This is a genomic window from Staphylococcus sp. SUC_1.2 (assembly GCF_026222585.1).
Genome location: NZ_JANJPM010000012.1, coordinates 1 through 16,062 on the forward strand (window position 1 = coordinate 1; position 16,062 = coordinate 16,062).

The 16,062-nt window shown below is 30.6% G+C and carries 18 protein-coding genes and 1 riboswitch; of the genes, 4 read left to right on the forward strand and 14 right to left on the reverse strand.

Annotation, left to right across the window (positions count from 1 at the left end; translation table 11 throughout):
* Nucleotides 1–31 precede the first annotated feature (31 nt).
* The 3 genes from cshA to NR218_RS05580 all read right to left on the reverse strand — a co-directional run bounded on the left by cshA (nt 32) and on the right by NR218_RS05580 (nt 4,216).
* Nucleotides 32–1,543: a degradosome RNA helicase CshA gene (cshA, locus tag NR218_RS05570; protein WP_048787780.1), complete on the reverse strand. Its 1,512-nt coding sequence runs from the start codon at nt 1,541–1,543 to the stop codon at nt 32–34.
* Nucleotides 1,544–1,774: 231 nt separating this feature from the next.
* A complete protein-coding gene (locus tag NR218_RS05575) occupies nt 1,775–3,130 on the reverse strand; it encodes a UDP-N-acetylmuramoyl-tripeptide--D-alanyl-D-alanine ligase (RefSeq protein ID WP_265883271.1) in 1,356 nt (451 codons plus the stop codon).
* A gap of 15 nt (nt 3,131–3,145) precedes the next feature.
* Nucleotides 3,146–4,216 (reverse strand): D-alanine--D-alanine ligase, encoded by a 1,071-nt coding sequence (locus NR218_RS05580; RefSeq protein WP_265883273.1) that lies wholly within the window; start codon nt 4,214–4,216, stop codon nt 3,146–3,148.
* A gap of 375 nt (nt 4,217–4,591) precedes the next feature.
* On the opposite strand from NR218_RS05580, the gene NR218_RS05585 reads away from it, so the two are divergent.
* Entirely contained in the window at nt 4,592–5,776 is a 1,185-nt protein-coding gene (locus NR218_RS05585; RefSeq protein ID WP_070859270.1) for an FtsW/RodA/SpoVE family cell cycle protein, read from the forward strand.
* Between the two features lie 160 nt (nt 5,777–5,936).
* On the opposite strand, the gene NR218_RS05590 is transcribed toward NR218_RS05585, so the two are convergent.
* The 3 genes from NR218_RS05590 to csoR form a co-directional block, all read right to left on the reverse strand.
* Entirely contained in the window at nt 5,937–6,074 is a 138-nt protein-coding gene (locus tag NR218_RS05590) for an Lmo0850 family protein (protein ID WP_002437525.1), read from the reverse strand.
* A gap of 112 nt (nt 6,075–6,186) precedes the next feature.
* Nucleotides 6,187–6,396 (reverse strand): putative copper chaperone CsoZ, encoded by a 210-nt coding sequence (csoZ, locus tag NR218_RS05595; protein ID WP_048787783.1) that lies wholly within the window; start codon nt 6,394–6,396, stop codon nt 6,187–6,189.
* 15 nt (nt 6,397–6,411) lie between these two features.
* Nucleotides 6,412–6,705, reverse strand: a complete 294-nt coding sequence (gene csoR / locus NR218_RS05600; protein WP_002437530.1) for a copper-sensing transcriptional repressor CsoR — start codon at nt 6,703–6,705, stop codon at nt 6,412–6,414.
* A 165-nt stretch (nt 6,706–6,870) separates the two neighbouring features.
* Here csoR and cls point away from each other — a divergent pair, with 165 nt between their 5' ends.
* Together cls and NR218_RS05610 are read left to right on the forward strand one after the other, a co-directional pair.
* A complete protein-coding gene (cls, locus tag NR218_RS05605) occupies nt 6,871–8,355 on the forward strand; it encodes a cardiolipin synthase (protein WP_265883284.1) in 1,485 nt (494 codons plus the stop codon).
* 34 nt (nt 8,356–8,389) lie between these two features.
* Nucleotides 8,390–9,037, forward strand: a complete 648-nt coding sequence (locus NR218_RS05610; protein WP_072291664.1) for an HD domain-containing protein — start codon at nt 8,390–8,392, stop codon at nt 9,035–9,037.
* A 57-nt stretch (nt 9,038–9,094) separates the two neighbouring features.
* Here the strand turns inward: NR218_RS05610 and yidC are convergent, their stop codons facing one another.
* The 7 genes from yidC to NR218_RS05645 all read right to left on the reverse strand — a co-directional run bounded on the left by yidC (nt 9,095) and on the right by NR218_RS05645 (nt 14,916).
* The gene (gene yidC / locus NR218_RS05615) at nt 9,095–9,964 is read right to left on the reverse strand and encodes a membrane protein insertase YidC (protein WP_265883274.1); all 870 of its coding nucleotides are present in this window, start codon (nt 9,962–9,964) and stop codon (nt 9,095–9,097) included.
* 89 nt (nt 9,965–10,053) lie between these two features.
* The gene (gene thiE / locus NR218_RS05620; RefSeq protein ID WP_265883275.1) at nt 10,054–10,692 is read right to left on the reverse strand and encodes a thiamine phosphate synthase; all 639 of its coding nucleotides are present in this window, start codon (nt 10,690–10,692) and stop codon (nt 10,054–10,056) included.
* Nucleotides 10,693–10,694: 2 nt separating this feature from the next.
* Nucleotides 10,695–11,483 (reverse strand): hydroxyethylthiazole kinase, encoded by a 789-nt coding sequence (thiM, locus tag NR218_RS05625; protein ID WP_017175143.1) that lies wholly within the window; start codon nt 11,481–11,483, stop codon nt 10,695–10,697.
* Complete coding sequence (gene thiD / locus NR218_RS05630; RefSeq protein WP_017175142.1) at nt 11,476–12,297, reverse strand: bifunctional hydroxymethylpyrimidine kinase/phosphomethylpyrimidine kinase; 822 nt, start codon at nt 12,295–12,297, stop codon at nt 11,476–11,478. Before thiD ends, thiM begins: the two co-directional genes overlap by 8 nt.
* Nucleotides 12,290–12,979 carry a thiaminase II gene (gene tenA / locus NR218_RS05635; RefSeq protein ID WP_019835613.1) on the reverse strand — a complete coding sequence of 230 codons (690 nt, stop codon included), beginning with the start codon at nt 12,977–12,979 and terminating at the stop codon, nt 12,290–12,292. Before tenA ends, thiD begins: the two co-directional genes overlap by 8 nt.
* Before the next feature lie 76 nt (nt 12,980–13,055).
* A riboswitch (TPP riboswitch) is annotated at nt 13,056–13,158 on the reverse strand.
* Between the two features lie 212 nt (nt 13,159–13,370).
* Nucleotides 13,371–14,117: a transglycosylase family protein gene (locus tag NR218_RS05640; RefSeq protein WP_017175140.1), complete on the reverse strand. Its 747-nt coding sequence runs from the start codon at nt 14,115–14,117 to the stop codon at nt 13,371–13,373.
* 403 nt (nt 14,118–14,520) lie between these two features.
* Nucleotides 14,521–14,916, reverse strand: a complete 396-nt coding sequence (locus NR218_RS05645; protein ID WP_145436872.1) for a single-stranded DNA-binding protein — start codon at nt 14,914–14,916, stop codon at nt 14,521–14,523.
* 193 nt (nt 14,917–15,109) lie between these two features.
* Between NR218_RS05645 and NR218_RS05650 the strand changes: the two genes are divergently transcribed.
* Entirely contained in the window at nt 15,110–15,550 is a 441-nt protein-coding gene (locus NR218_RS05650) for a YwpF-like family protein (RefSeq protein WP_017175138.1), read from the forward strand.
* A gap of 49 nt (nt 15,551–15,599) precedes the next feature.
* Here the strand turns inward: NR218_RS05650 and fabZ are convergent, their stop codons facing one another.
* Nucleotides 15,600–16,037 carry a 3-hydroxyacyl-ACP dehydratase FabZ gene (fabZ, locus tag NR218_RS05655; RefSeq protein WP_002448673.1) on the reverse strand — a complete coding sequence of 146 codons (438 nt, stop codon included), beginning with the start codon at nt 16,035–16,037 and terminating at the stop codon, nt 15,600–15,602.
* Nucleotides 16,038–16,062: the final 25 nt, after the last annotated feature.

Sequence of the window (16,062 nt, forward strand, 5' to 3'; positions counted from 1 at the left end):
AATCAAGCAAATTTATTCTTATCTATAACAACTATTTTTGTAAATCAGCAAACGTACGACCTTTGATAGATGTTTTTCTTTTATCTTGTCTATCTCGACGATCTTGTTTTTTACCTTTTTTCTTGTTGAAATTACCTTTTGATCGTTTATTTTTGTTATCAAATTTATTATTTCGTTTACCACCACGTCTTGATTGATTACCTTTATTATTACGACTCTTTCTTGCAAGTGGCTTTTCGAAAGTTAATTGAACTTCAACTTCATCGTTTGCTTCGACAAGTTCTTGTAATAATGAAGCTACTAATTCAGTACTATCATATTCTTCTAATAATTCACTAGAAATACGTTTTAAACGATCTTCACTCTCACGTGACATCCAGTTTTTAACTTTGTCTTTAATATCTTCTTCACGTGCTTTAAGCACTTCTTTACGATGAGGTGGTCTTAAAGCTTTCATTCTTCTGTCATTTACTTCTTCAATTTGACGAATGTAATCCATTTCAATTGGGTTAACAAACGTAACAGCAATACCTTCTTTACCTGCACGACCTGTACGTCCAATTCTATGTGTATAACTTTCAGTATCTTGAGGTATATCAAAATTATATACGTGACTTACACCTGAAATATCAAGACCACGTGCTGCAACGTCTGTGGCAACTAATATATCAATTTGATCGTTTTTGAATTTTTTAAGTACTTCTAAACGTTTGGCTTGTGTAATGTCTCCATGTAATCCTTCTGCTTTGTAACCCTTAGTAAGCAATGCACTTGTTAACTCATCCACACGACGTTTAGTTCTACCAAATACAATAGCTAACTCAGGTTGATGTACATCTAAGAAATTAGTAAATGTATCAAATTTTTCTAACTCTTTAACAATTGTATAGTATTCGTCGATTTGAGGATCAGACATTTCATTGTTCATTGTTTTAACAATTTGTGGTGACTTCATAAATTGTTGTACTAATGTCTGAATAGCTTTAGGCATTGTCGCTGAAAATAACATTGTTTGTCGTTGTTCAGCAGGGATTTTATCCATAATAAATCTCATATCATCAATGAAGCCCATGTTCATCATTTCGTCCGCTTCATCTAAAATTAAAGTATGAATATCATTCGTTTTTAATGTACGACGATTTAAATGATCGATAACACGTCCTGGTGTTCCTACTACAATTTGAGGCCCACGTTTTAACGCTTTAATTTGTCTATCAATTGGCATACCACCAAAGACAGTAACAACTTGAATATTTTGTCCACGACTGAATTCGCGTAATTGTTCAGCAACTTGCATTGCTAATTCTCTTGTAGGTGCTAAAATTAAAGCTTGAACGCCTGATTTTCCAACAACTTTTTCTATTAAAGGGATACCAAAAGCTCCTGTTTTACCCGTACCTGTCTGAGCTTGTCCAAGGATATCTTTTCCTTCTAATGTATAAGGGATACTTTCTTTTTGGATCGGTGTTGGTTCTTTAAAACCCATTTCTTCTAGGGTTTTTACCGTTTTATCCGAAATCCCTAATTCTTTAAAATTTTGCAATATAATTCTCCTTTTAATTCTTTTATTTATCAATATACGTTTTTGTATATAAGGTCTTCTTATTACGTCAACTTCTATATAGTACCACCTAAAAATAGTTATAGCAATAAAGCAATTTTCATATCTACAGTAAATAACGTTTTTAAGTAGAGTATTGGTTCTATTAAAATAATAAAAAGAAGTTGCTTTGAAACCTTTCATTTCTAAGCAACTCTTAATTATTATGAATAATTAAATTAAAGCATTTACTACTTCTTCAAGTTTATTACCACGTGACCCTTTAATTAACACTTTGTCATCAGGTTGTAAAATAGACTTTAAGTAATGAGTCAGTTCATTTTTATCTGAAAAATAAGCTACATCTTCCACAAACTGGCCACCTGTACGACTTATAAACTTAGCATCATTACCGTAAGTAAGTAACGTATGAATACCTTTATTGTCCAAATAAGCACCTACATCTTCATGCATACGTTGACTATTTTCACCTAATTCTAAAGAATCAGCGAGTACAATGATTTTACGTCCATTCATATTACTTAATGTATCAATAGCAGCTTTCATACTTGTTGGACTTGCATTGTAAGCATCATTAATAACCGTAATTTGATTATCAGTAACATGTCGTTCCATACGCATACCTGTGAGTTGTACATTACTTATATTCTTTTGAATTGTGTCGTAATCTAAACCAAGTTCATGTCCAATTGCAATAGCGATAGTAGCATTTTTCATGTTGTGAATACCTAAAATTGGTAATTCATAATGTTCTTTGTTATTTATCGTAAATGCTATGCCATCATTTTTACTATTTTCCACTTTACATACTAATGTATTATCATGATTTAAACCAACACTAACAAGTTTAGCATCTTTCACATTTTCAACATGCGGTTTTAGAAGTGGTTCATCTCCATCATATATAAATGTGCCATCAGATTTAAGACCAATAGTAATTTCAGATTTGGCTTTAGCAATACCTTCTCTAGAACCTAAATCTTGCATGTGAGATTCACCAATATTTGTGATAACCGCAATATCAGGTTCCGCAATTTTAGATAACAATTCAATTTCATGGAATCCTGACATACCCATTTCCAAAATAGAAATTTCTGTGTCTTTGTCTAATTGAAGAATGGTTAAAGGTAAACCAATTTCATTGTTATAGTTACCTTGTGTTTTTTTGACTCTAAATTCGGTATGTAACACACTTTCAATCATATCTTTTGTTGTGGTTTTACCATTAGAGCCGGTCACTCCAATTACTTTTGGATTAACATGCTTTAAGTACGCTTTAGCTAATTGTTGTAAAGCAGTTAATGTATCATCTACCCATATAATAGGTCCTTGAATTGAATCGCTAATATCCTGTCCTTTTTCATAAAATGAAGCACCAGCACCATCTTTTAGTGCTTGTTCTACAAAACGATGACCGTCTACATTTTCACCTTTAAATGGAACAAATAACATCTCTTTTTCTATATGACGAGAATCGATAGTGACTCCTTTAATTTGATGTTCTAAATATGCTTCATCAATATCGCAAGATATCCATTTTTGAATTTGTTTTAAAGAAACTTCAATCATACTTAGGCTCCTCGCTTAATCGATAGTATATTTATTTTTCTTTTTATCTTCGTAACGTTCTTTAGCTAAATCAATTAGTTTAGTGATTAAATCAGAGTATGATAATCCCATATTTTCCCATAAACTTGGATACATGCTAAATGCTGTAAAACCAGGCATCGCATTTGTTTCATTTATGTAGATTTGATTATCTTCCGTCACAAAGAAATCGGCACGTACTAATCCAGAACAATCTGTAGCTTTAAATGCTTCTAATGCCATATTACGTAATGTCATTTGAACCTCTTCATCTAAATCTGCTGGAATTTGTAAACTGATTTTACCGTCTTTATATTTTGACTTATAGTCATAAAATTGAACATCTTTAATTACTTCTCCAGGCCATGTTGTTTCAGGATAATCATTACCTAAAACTGCGACTTCCACTTCACGTGCAATAATACCTTGTTCAATCACTAACTTACGATCAAATTGAAATGCTTCTTCAATCCCTTTTTTAAGTTCATCTTCATTATTACATTTACTAATACCCACACTAGATCCAAGGTTAGCAGGTTTTACAAATACTGGGTATGTTAATTTATCATTAACGAGTTTAATAATATTACCTTCATATTTTTCATATTCACTTCTTAAAAAACTAATATAAGGTAGTTGTGGTAAACCGCGATGTTCAAACAATTGTTTCATTACTAATTTATCCATCGAACTTGATGCAGCTAATACACCATTTCCTACATACGGTAAATCTAGCACTTCAAATAAACCTTGAATGGTACCATCTTCACCATTTGGTCCATGTAATAATGGGAAAATAGCATCATATTTACTTCCTTCCCCATTTTCTTTTAAAAGTAATGTAATTTCTCCAGGACTTATGTCTTCTAAATGTAATTCTTCAACACTTTTAATATTTTTTGTAATATTTTCTTTTTTCTTCCATTGGCCATCATTTGTAATATATATAATATCTACAAGATACTTGTCTTTATTAATCGCATTTAATACATTTTGTGCTGTTAAAATTGATACATCATGCTCAGCACTTTTACCACCATATACGATACAAATATTTTCTTTTACCATGTTTTATATCCTCCATCGAGAAAAATAATGACAAAAGCCATTTATAAATTGAAGTTTAATTACGCTTTTGTTTCTCTCATCATAATTATAATACTATAATGTATTAAGTTTAAATTGTTAATTATACTTTTCATTAACGATATGTAATTTAAATTATTCTTTCTAAATGTCCATATTATCACAGTATCAGTGTTTTTTGCATTTACCAATAAATAAAAATATGTATATTTCTTAAAGAATAGTCCATTCATGTTAATTGTTATTTTTTAGATTAAACTGCTTCGACTTTATATCATCTTCTATATTTTGTAGCATAATCATATAAAGTCATGTAAAATCTATATATACTATTCCATAGAATTTAAGGAGTTTTTTATGAAATATTCATCCCGTCAACAGCCTACAACACATTGGCTTCGAAAAATTGACTGGATACTTATAGCATTAATAATGATTTTAGCCATCATTAGTGTGACTACAATCAGTTCTGCTATGGGTGGCGGCCAATATAGTGCCAATTTTGGTATTCGTCAAATTATCTATTATATTTTAGGAGCAATACTAGCACTTATTGTGATGATTTTTTCTCCCAAAAAAATAAAAAATAATACATATATATGGTATATCTTCTTTTGTATCTTACTACTAGGTTTATTAATCATTCCTGAAACACCTATTACGCCTATTATTAATGGCGCTAAAAGTTGGTATGCTTTTGGTCCAATTAGTATTCAACCTTCAGAATTTATGAAGATTATTTTGATACTTGCATTGGCTAAAATCGTTTCTAATCATAATCGATTTACATTTAATAAATCTTTTCGTACTGATTTAATCTTATTTTTTAAAATCATTGGCATATCCTTGGTACCTATGATATTAATTTTACTTCAGAATGATTTAGGAACTACATTGGTTCTGTGTGCCATTATTGTTGGAATCATGCTAGTGAGTAGTATTACATGGCGCATTCTTGCTCCTATCTTTATTACTGTAGCAGTATTAGGAAGTAGCATTATTTTAGCCATTATATATAAACCCTCTCTGATTGAGAAAACGTTACATATCAAAATGTACCAAATGGGTCGAATCAATTCATGGTTAAATCCTTATGCTTATAGTAATGGAGATGGCTACCATTTAACGGAATCGTTAAAAGCTGTAGGATCCGGTCAATTATTTGGTAAAGGTTATAATCACGGAGAAGTATACATTCCAGAAAACCATACCGATTTTATTTTTTCTGTCATTGGAGAAGAAATTGGATTTATTGGAGCAGTGATATTACTTCTTATATTCCTAGCTTTAATTTTCCATCTTATCCGTTTAGCCATAAAAACAACTTCATCATTTAATAAGGTATTTTTAATTGGTTATATTTCTTTACTCGTCTTCCATATTTTGCAAAATATTGGTATGACAATCCAACTTTTACCTATTACAGGTATACCACTACCGTTTATTAGTTATGGTGGTAGCGCATTATGGAGTTTAATGCTAGGTATTGGTGTTATACTTTCTATTTATTACCATCAAAAGCCAGCGTCAAAAGATGCTTAATAATAAATATATTTTAATTCAGTTAATAACATGAAAATAGTATGAATGAGAATGAAACAAAACTCATTTTGACTTTATCGTTCCACTTCAGCAATGTATCTCTAACCCATAAAAAAGTCTGAGACAACTAATAATGTCTCAGACTTTTTTCAATCACATATTATTTAAGTTCTTGAGTAACGGTTTTTGTGGTAGGCAAAGTATTAATAATGTCGAAACGAGATTTTGTTTTTTTGATATTGACGCCTAAAGATGATAATAATTTGACTACATTTTGTAACTTATCTGATTTGTTCATGGTATCTCACCTCGTTTTTTGACCTTCAATGATATACTACCCTAATTAGTCATGCTTTACTACCATATTTGAAAATTATTTTAAATTATTTAAGTTACACTAAAGTTTTTTATTATGAAAGTACTTTAAATCCAGCGTCATAAATTTCTTTTTCAATACTATTTAAATTAGTAGGTGTTTCATATTCAACATTAACCTTATTTCTTTCTATATCGATTGATACCGTATGTACTCCAATCATATTTAACAAACGTTCATTTAACATTTGTGCTTGTTCTTCTGTTTCAATGTTATCTATAAATACAATATTACTGTTTAACATATTACAATCTCCTAACTAATCTTTCACTAGTTTTTGAAATGTTACTAGTAGTTCTTCCATTGCTTCTTCTTCAGTACCTTGATTTATTTTTTCCATAATACAACTTTTCATATGATGTTCTAGTAACTTAGTAGCAACACTATTAAGTGCTGAACGTGTTGCTCTTATCTGAGTTAATACATCATCACAGTAGACGTCTTCATCAATCATTCGATTAATTGCTTTAACTTGTCCTTCTATTCGATTTAATCGAGATTTTAAATTTAATTTAACTTGCTCAGAATGATGGGCATGATTTTGATTTTCCAACTAATTCACCCTTTCATAGCTTCTATATCATCGTATAATCTTCTCTTTATTACGTCAATTATACATTTTTATTTTAAAAATTAATCATACCATTTATTATAGTGCATGGTATAATATTTGTTAGTACATTAATTTTAAACGATTTAGGAGGTTCAATTAATGAATATGGTAGAGATCGTGCAATTATCTTTCTCACATTCTTCTTTAATTATTAACATCATATTAATCACTGCCTTTATATTAAACTTGATTTTCGCATTTATCATTATCTTCATGGAACGTCGTAGTGCAGGTTCAATTTGGGCGTGGCTTTTAATTCTTGTATTTCTACCGATAGTAGGATTTATTTTATATCTATTATTAGGGCGTCAAATACAACGCAAACATATTTTTAAATTAAAAAAAGAAGATCGTAAAGGTTTAGCTATGATAGTTGATGAACAATTAAATGCACTTGAAAAAGATGATTTTGCTAAAGGTAATCATCAAATTGTTAAGTTTAAAGAAATGGTGCACATGTTACTCTATAATAATGCTGCATTCTTAACTACTGATAACAGTATAAAAATCTTTACAGATGGTCATGCTAAATTTGACGCATTAATTGAAGATATTCAGAATGCTAAAGATTATATACATATTCAATACTATATTTTCAAAAGTGATGGTCTTGGACGTCGTATTTTAAAGGCACTCGAAGACAGACTTGAAGATGGTATAGAAGTTAAAATGTTATATGATGATATGGGTTCAAGAACATTACGCAAGAAAGATTTGAAACAGTTTAAAGACAAAGGTGGACGCGCAGAAGCCTTCTTCCCTTCCAAATTGCCCTTAATCAATTTAAGAATGAATAACCGTAATCATAGAAAAATTGTAATTATAGATGGCAAGATTGGGTATGTTGGGGGTTTTAATGTTGGTGATGAATACCTTGGTAAAGATAAAAAATTTGGTTATTGGAGAGATACTCATTTAAGACTTGAAGGTGATTCTGTCAATGCATTAGAATTAAGATTCATCTTAGATTGGAATTCACAATCAACACGTGACAATATCAGATATGAAGATAGATATTTTCCTGATGTAGATTCAGGCGGCGAGATTGGTGTTCAAATCGCTTCAAGTGGTCCTGATGAAGACTGGGAACAAATTAAATATGGCTATTTAAAGATGATTATGTCAGCAAAACATTCTATTTATATTCAATCACCTTATTTTATTCCTGATCAAGCTTTTATTGATGCCATAAAAATTGCCGCTTTAGGTGGCGTTGAAGTTAATTTAATGATTCCATGTAAACCCGATCATCCTTTTGTTTATTGGGCTACATTAAAAAATGCCGCTTCTTTATTAGACGCAGGTGTTAAGATTTATCAATATAATAATGGATTTCTACATTCAAAAACACTCATTGTCGATGATGAAATCGCTACTGTAGGTACAACAAATATGGATAATCGTAGTTTTACATTAAATTTCGAAGTGAATGCGTTCATTTATGACGAAGATATTTCTCTTCAACTTAAAAAAGCATTTATTAAAGATATGAAAGTCTCATATGAGTTGACTAAAGAATTATATAATCAACGTAGTACTTGGATTAAGTTTAAAGAAGGCATATCTCAATTATTATCACCAATTCTTTAAACTCATTCAATACATGTTTTTAAAGGAGTAGTTTATGAATCAAGCAGAACAAATATCATTAGCTAAAGAATATATGTACCAATTTCATAAAAATGATTACTCTGGACATGATATTGCACATATTGAACGTGTCACATCATTAGCTAAATATATTGCCAAACAAGAACATCAAGGCGATTTTCTTACAATAGTATTGTCGGCTTTATTGCATGACGTCATTGATGATAAATTGACTGATAAACACCATGCTTTAAGCGAATTACGTCAATTTTTAAAAAAAATAGAATTGGATGATACTGTTCAAAAGAATATTATTTTTATTATCAAACATTTGAGTTATCAAAATGGTAGAAATAACGATGTTACACTTCCAATCGAAGGGCAAATCGTTAGAGATGCTGATCGCTTAGATGCTATTGGTGCTATAGGTATCGCAAGAACGTTTCAATTTTCTGGACATTTCAATGAGCCAATGTGGACAGAATCTCCCTATCACTCAATTCCTTCAGAAAAAGATATGGTTGATTTACCTCCTTCTGCTATTAGACACTTCTATGACAAGTTATTAAAATTAAAAAAATTAATGCATACACAAACAGGATCTCAACTAGCTGAAGAACGTCATCAATTTATGAAACTATTTTTATCTCAATTTTATAGCGAGTGGCACTTAGAAGAATAAAAAAAGTAGGAAAAGATAGATGATCTTTTCCTACTTTTTTATCGTATTATACTTATATTATTTTTTCTTCTTATTATTTTTAGAAACGACTTGCGTATTTTTACCTTTTTTATTTGAATTATTTTCTTTATGTGCCTCAGCCATAGGTCCAATTTCTTGTTTTGCAACTTTTTCATAATGTTTATTTGCAAAGAATGTTTGAATAATTAAGAATGCCGCACTGACAGACCAATATAAACCTAGTGCCGAAGCTGAACTTAATGAAATCCAAATAATCATAATAGGTGAAACGATCATCATCATATAAGTCATTTGACGTTGTTCTTCAGGCATTTGTTTACTTGACACCCATGCTTGGATAAAGTATAACACACCGGCAATAATAGTAATCCAAATATCAGGATGTACTAAATTAAACCATAAGAAATGTGGATGTTCTGTAATACCGCCACCAATACGATAACGCAATACGAAATATAATCCCATAACGATAGGCATTTGAATTAAAACAGGTAAACAACCTAAAGCACTCTTCATAGGATTGATGTCATATTTTTTATAAACTTCCATCATTTCCTGATTAGCTGCCATTTTTTCTTCTTGAGTACGTGCACGTTTCACTTTTTCTTGTACACCTTCTACTTCAGGTTTAGCAATTTTCATTTTTTCACGCATCATATGGCTATTTTTATAGTTTGATAGCATGAAAGGCAATAAGATAATACGAATAACTAATACTAAAACGATGATTGCAATACCATAATCATCATGAAAAACAGAATGGCCTAACCAATGTAAAATTTTAGCCATTGGTTCAACGAATGTATTGTAGAAAAATCCATTTCTATTACTAGATTTGGAATAGTCACATCCAGCTAAAAAGACCATTACCCCTAATAACAAAGGTAGTAGCGCTTTCTTCTTCATTTTTACACCTCTATTGATATATTCACATAGAAATAATTTTATCATAGATAGGGTGTACTAGAAAACAAAAACTGAAAAAAAAGAGATATTTATTTGAAATAGTGCTTTAATTTATTAACAGTCTTGTCAATATTTTGACTATGTGTAATGACCGAAATAACTGACACACCATCAGCGCCTTCTTTAGCTATAGGCTCACAATTATCTTCAGTAATACCACCTATAGCAACCATAGGTAAGCTTGGATTAATATTTTTTAATGTTGCAATCATTTCAGGGCCTACAGGGGCACTTGCATCAGATTTTGAAGATGTCTCATACATTGGACCTACACCTATATAATCTACGTGTTCTAAATCTGATTGTTGATATTCCTTTACGTTTCCTACACTTAACCCTATAATTTTATTTTTAAAACGATTAGCAAAAGAAGCAATTATTTCGTCATCTTGACCTACATGTATACCATCTGCATCAATCTTTTCAGCTAAATCCACATCATCATTAATGAGAAAAGGTACTTTATACTCATGGCAAAGTGTTTTCAATTCCTTAGCTAAGGCTTCTTTTTCATTCCCTACTAAAGCATTTGGTCCTTTTTCACGAAATTGAAATAAAGTAATTCCTGATTCTAATGCTGCTTTTAAAACATCTTTAATGTTTTGATCACCGATGATGTCTTGTGTTCCACATATAAAATAAACTTGTAAACTTTTTGAATCAAACATATTTAAACCTCTTCACGTTTTACAAATTGTTTATAAGTATCATAGTTAAGTTGATACATTTCATCAAGTAATTGAGATAAGAATGTTCCAGGTCCATTAACCTTTTCACTTTTTTCAGCAATCTCTGCGGCAATATTATAATAACTTACTGATTCTTCTAATACTTGTAATGATGGATGTGTATTTCTAAATAAAAATCCAGCAACTAAACCGCCTAATAAACAACCAGCGCCTGTGATTTTTGCCAGTAATGGAGAACCATTTGATAGTTTGACAATTTGATTATCTTGAATAATAACATCTTCTCTACCTGTAATAACAATTGCTGTTTGATATTTTTCATAAGCTTTTTTAGCAATTGTCACTACATCTAAGTCTGTTTCCCCATCAGTGCCTTTCATTGTAGTATTTGAATCTACTAAAGTAAGAATTTCAGATGCATTTCCTTTAATCACAGAAACATTTATTTCAGAAAGAAAAGTTTCACAGAATTGTTTACGATATGTTGATGCGCCTACAGCAACTGGATCAAATACAATGGGTGTACCTTGTTGATTAGCAATTTTTCCAATTTCTAAAATATCTTTTTCATTTGCTTTAGTTAATGTTCCAATATTTATAAGCAGTGCCCCTGCTACTTTATAGAACTCTTCTGCTTCTTCTGGAGCTTCACTCATTGCTGGACTTGCACCAATACTCAAGAGTCCATTCGCAGTGAAGTTTTTAACCACATCATTGGTATAACAGACTACTAGTGGATTCTCTTGTCTTATCTTTTCTAAACTATTCATCGTCTAAACCTACTTTCTTCATATAAGCAAAATGGTTTACCGGGCCGCGTCCTTGACCGATTTCAGGTGTATGTTCAATACTTAATGAAATAAATTTTTTAGCTTTTTTTACAGCTTCATAAATTGTTTTACCTTTAGCTAGTTCGGCTGTGATAACAGCTGAAAATGTGCAACCTGTACCATGAGTATGTGGCGTATTAAATCGCTTCTCTTCAAAAGTATAGACATCATCTTTAGTAAATAAAAAGTCTTTAGCATTATTTAAATCAGCAGAATGACCGCCTTTAATTACTACACCTTTACTTCCTATTTCATTTATAAATATATGACCTGCTTTACGAATATTATCTTCAGTATCAATTTTCAAGCCAGTAATTTCTTCAGCTTCTGGAATGTTAGGAGTAACGACATCCGCTAATGGTAAGAGCGTTTTCTGAAGATGTTTTTTTGTTTCATCATCCATTAAGGAATCACCACTTTTTGCTAGCATAACTGGATCGATAACATAGGGAATATTGCTATGATTTTTTAAATACGTTTGAATCAGTTCCATCGTTTCATGTGTAGCAATCATTCCAGTCTTAATTGCGTGAGGTAATTCATCATCAAATACGCTATCTAATTGTTCTTTAACCCAACTAGTTTCTAGATTATGGATATGTTGAACTCCTTTAGTATTTTGAGCCACAATACTTGTAATAGCAGCCATTCCATATACGCCACAAGCATGGAATGATTTTAAATCTGCCATAACTCCTGCGCCACCAGAAGGGTCAGTACCAGCAATTGTTAACGCAATCTTAGGTTTATTCATGATTTGCTCCTCCAAAATCCCATTCTTCATCAATGTATGCCATATTAAAGAAGTGACGTTCATGTACAGTACTTTGTAAAAATGCTTCTTTAATTTCTCTTTTTTCCTGTTCGGTACAATGTTCTGTAAGTTCATTTAACAAACGGTCAAATACTTCAATTAAAGGTGCCATTTCAGTGCTATAAAAATCAAACCACTTAGCAGTAAGTGCATCTCTATTAAGATTTGAATCTTCTAATCCCCATTTAGCAACCACTTCATATACGTAAGGACATGGTGCCATTGCAGCTATAGTGTATGCAGCATTTTCGTGTGTATAAGCATGATAATACATATGTTTAATGTAATGATCTCCACTAGGTGGCCACACTTTTTCTTTTACAATTTCTTCATAAGGTTCATTAATATAGTCCGCTAAAATTTCATGGGCTTCTACTTCGCCGTCTAACATAAATTCAATTTGCTCTACTAAGAATTTCACTTCTTTCATAGTAGGTGCTTTAGGAATAAGTAAAGCATATAAATTAGTAAATTCTTTTAAATAAGAAGCATCAGCACGTAAGTATTGGCGTACTGCTTGTTTTGATAATTTTCCCTTTAATAAATCTTGAATAAAACCATCATTATAAATCTCTTCAATAATTGGCTTTGACGCTTGCTTTAATTCATCTGAAAAACTCATTAACTATTCCTCCTTAAATAAAAAAACTACATTTCAACGTAGAAATGTAGTCAATATTCAAAAAAATAGAATGAATGAATATGTATTACTACTTTCCTACGTTGGCATTAACCAAATCAGGTTATAAGGGTCTGAATGCTTCATCTCAGCCATGTTCCATGGCTCCCCTAGTAGTCTTTAGTTTAATTTAACCATAACAAAACCATTGTTATAATTCAAATAAAAAAGATATTCATTGAAATAAGTTTAATTCATACAACTATTATTATAAATATAATAAATAAAGAATAGTACAGAAATCTTTCTAAATTCAGTCATTACTATCAATATATATAAAAATGCCTAAGACAACTCATATTGTCTCAGGCACTAGTAAATTATTTATTAAGTTTTACGCTGTAACCCATTGAGATGGACCTGCAGTATTATAAAGTTTTACTGCCGCAGCATCTTGAACACTTTCAGGTGCTTGTGCTGGTGATACACCTTTATATTGTGCTGGTGCTACTGAATCCCAAGTAGATTGTAAGAATTGATATTTACCTGCTGCACCAGAAGAAGGGTTGATGGCATGAATATCTCCACCTGATTCGCGTTGAGCGATTTGTTGTAAATGACTATTTACATTTACAGATGAACCACTTGTTGATTGTTTAGGTTGATTTGTAGTTGCATTAGCAGGTGCTTGTTGTGTTTGAGTTGCTTGTTTAGTTTGTGTTGTTTTTGGTGCTTGTTGTGTTTGAGCTTCATTTGCATAGTGTTGACTTACATTTGAAGTTGAAGCTGATTGATTTATATGATTATAATTATTATTTTGGAAAGATACATTTTGTGCTGATTGAGTTGAAGCTACATTTTGATTAGCACTATTTACAGTTGAACCGTTTGATGGATAATATTCCCATTTAAAATATGTTCCATCTGACCAAAAATGATAAGTTTTACCATTTAAATTAAATTGGTAATTATAAGCTCCTTCTTGAATAGGATGTTGATTTAATGATTGATCGTTAGATTCCGCTAATTGAGCTAATTTTTCTTTATTAATTTGATTTTCACTTGCATCAGCATGACTTACGTTTCCTGCTACTAATCCTAAGCCTACTGCTAATGAAGATGCAATAATTGTCTTTTTCATAATAGTATAATCCTCCTAAGTCATTTGTTTTCTTAAATATTTTACGGATACTACTCTAACATCTAAAAAAGCTTAGCAGGTTACAGTGAAATAAAAAAAATATACTTATTTTACATTAAAATTACATAGATTTGTAAATAATTTTTCTTATATATATACTATAAACACTTTAATGGCAGTGTTTATTAGATATATAATAAAAGAACCAACTGTAATTACTTTGTAATATTTCAGAAAAATACACTGTCTTTTTTATCATTCAATGAATGAGTTGTATCTAATGTCTTATACATAGTTAAAGAGGTCGGAATATTTATACCGACCTCTTGAGTATATTTGAGTATAATTGAAAGACTTATTTTATATTAATTGGAAAGGTTTGGAGTATTAAAAATAGAGAGTTTTATTTTATATTCATTAATTCGAGATTATCAAATGAATAAGTGTCTGTATTTAGTGAGCTATCTGAGAGTTTTTCATTATTTAATTTAGGGGACATAAATTTAATTGTTTCAACATATAATTCTGTGACAAAGTGAGTTTGTTTTTCCTTTTCATATTTACGAGAACGCATTTGGCCAGTAATACCTACTAAAGATCCTTGAGAAGTATATTTTTCAATGTTGCTAGCCATCTTACCAAATGCTTTACAAAATATATAATCACACGCTATTTCATCATTTTCATCTTTATAATTGCGTTCAGTAGCCACACTAAACGTTGCGATTTTCACCTCCTCATTATCATAAATTTTTGCATCTTTAGTCATACGACCAACGATTACTATCTTATTTAACATGTGTCACCTCCTTATATCGTTATATTAAATAGAATTGAATATAACGTCAAAAAGCTATTTTTTTAGATTTCTTCCCTTTTTAGTATTAATATCTGATATATTTAAGAAAAATATTAAGATATGAGACGACTTATTTAACAAAAAAACAATAATCATATAATTTAAAAATGTTTAAGAGTATGGGAGACATGTTATGAAGACTTTTAAAGCAGTTCGATTCCAAATAGTAAGCGATGATAACAGGATTTCAGAATTTGAACTTTATGATGGTGTTATTATAAATAAAGAAAATAGTGGTACAGGTTGGCTCCTAGAAATTGTAATTTCAGATACACATTATGATATCATGCAAAAATTTTATGAATCACAAACAGTATTAGATATCAGAGTAGTGATTACTAGACCTTCTAACGATCCAGCATTGTTTGATGCAACAATAAAACATATCTCTCTATTTGAAAGGAAAATATCAATTATTTTCGAGTGTCATATTTATACACACCGTCAGGTATACGCAGAAACACTATTAGAACAACTTATTGATGAAGGATTATCTGGAGAAGAATTAAAAATTACATTTAACAGAATGATGCAATCTAAACCGAAATTAAAAGAAGAAAAATTTGAAAGATAAAAATAGAGTAGTAACGAAATGAATGATTTCGCTACTACTCTTATTTTAATTACGCATCTTGAATAGCAAAAGTAAGTTCACAACTACAAGCAAGTTGTCCATCAACAGTAGCTTTTGCTGTACCTTTTCCAATAGGACCTTTAATTTTTGTAATTTCAACTTCTAACATTAAAGTATCACCAGGTGTCACTTGTTTTTTAAATCTACATTTATCAATCCCAGCAAATAATGCAATTTTACCTTTATTTTCTTCACTATTTAACATAGCTACCGCTCCAGTTTGTGCCAAAGCTTCTGTAATGAGAACACCAGGCATAACTGCATAATCAGGAAAATGTCCTTGGAAAAACGGTTCGTTTCCTGAAACTTGTTTTAAACCTACACAACGCTTTCCTTCTTCATATTCAACAATACGATCAATAAGTAAAAAAGGTTGTCTATGAGGAATGATTTTTTTTATTTCATTATAATCAAAAATTGTTTCCATAACTATTACCTCAAATCTATTTAAA

Excerpts from the sequence above, each read along its gene's own strand:
- yidC (WP_265883274.1), bottom strand. The coding sequence starts at position 9,964 with ATGAAGAAGAAAGCGCTACTACCTTTGTTATTAGGGGTAATGGTCTTT.
- cls (WP_265883284.1), top strand. The coding sequence starts at position 6,871 with ATGGTAGAGATCGTGCAATTATCTTTCTCACATTCTTCTTTAATTATT.
- NR218_RS05580 (WP_265883273.1), bottom strand. The coding sequence starts at position 4,216 with ATGGTAAAAGAAAATATTTGTATCGTATATGGTGGTAAAAGTGCTGAG.
- thiD (WP_017175142.1), bottom strand. The coding sequence starts at position 12,297 with ATGAATAAACCTAAGATTGCGTTAACAATTGCTGGTACTGACCCTTCT.
- NR218_RS05590 (WP_002437525.1), bottom strand. The coding sequence starts at position 6,074 with ATGAACAAATCAGATAAGTTACAAAATGTAGTCAAATTATTATCATCT.
- NR218_RS05610 (WP_072291664.1), top strand. The coding sequence starts at position 8,390 with ATGAATCAAGCAGAACAAATATCATTAGCTAAAGAATATATGTACCAA.
- fabZ (WP_002448673.1), bottom strand. The coding sequence starts at position 16,037 with ATGGAAACAATTTTTGATTATAATGAAATAAAAAAAATCATTCCTCAT.
- thiM (WP_017175143.1), bottom strand. The coding sequence starts at position 11,483 with ATGAATAGTTTAGAAAAGATAAGACAAGAGAATCCACTAGTAGTCTGT.
- NR218_RS05575 (WP_265883271.1), bottom strand. The coding sequence starts at position 3,130 with ATGATTGAAGTTTCTTTAAAACAAATTCAAAAATGGATATCTTGCGAT.
- NR218_RS05650 (WP_017175138.1), top strand. The coding sequence starts at position 15,110 with ATGAAGACTTTTAAAGCAGTTCGATTCCAAATAGTAAGCGATGATAAC.
- csoZ (WP_048787783.1), bottom strand. The coding sequence starts at position 6,396 with ATGTTAAACAGTAATATTGTATTTATAGATAACATTGAAACAGAAGAA.
- NR218_RS05585 (WP_070859270.1), top strand. The coding sequence starts at position 4,592 with ATGAAATATTCATCCCGTCAACAGCCTACAACACATTGGCTTCGAAAA.
- thiE (WP_265883275.1), bottom strand. The coding sequence starts at position 10,692 with ATGTTTGATTCAAAAAGTTTACAAGTTTATTTTATATGTGGAACACAA.
- NR218_RS05640 (WP_017175140.1), bottom strand. The coding sequence starts at position 14,117 with ATGAAAAAGACAATTATTGCATCTTCATTAGCAGTAGGCTTAGGATTA.
- NR218_RS05645 (WP_145436872.1), bottom strand. The coding sequence starts at position 14,916 with ATGTTAAATAAGATAGTAATCGTTGGTCGTATGACTAAAGATGCAAAA.
- tenA (WP_019835613.1), bottom strand. The coding sequence starts at position 12,979 with ATGAGTTTTTCAGATGAATTAAAGCAAGCGTCAAAGCCAATTATTGAA.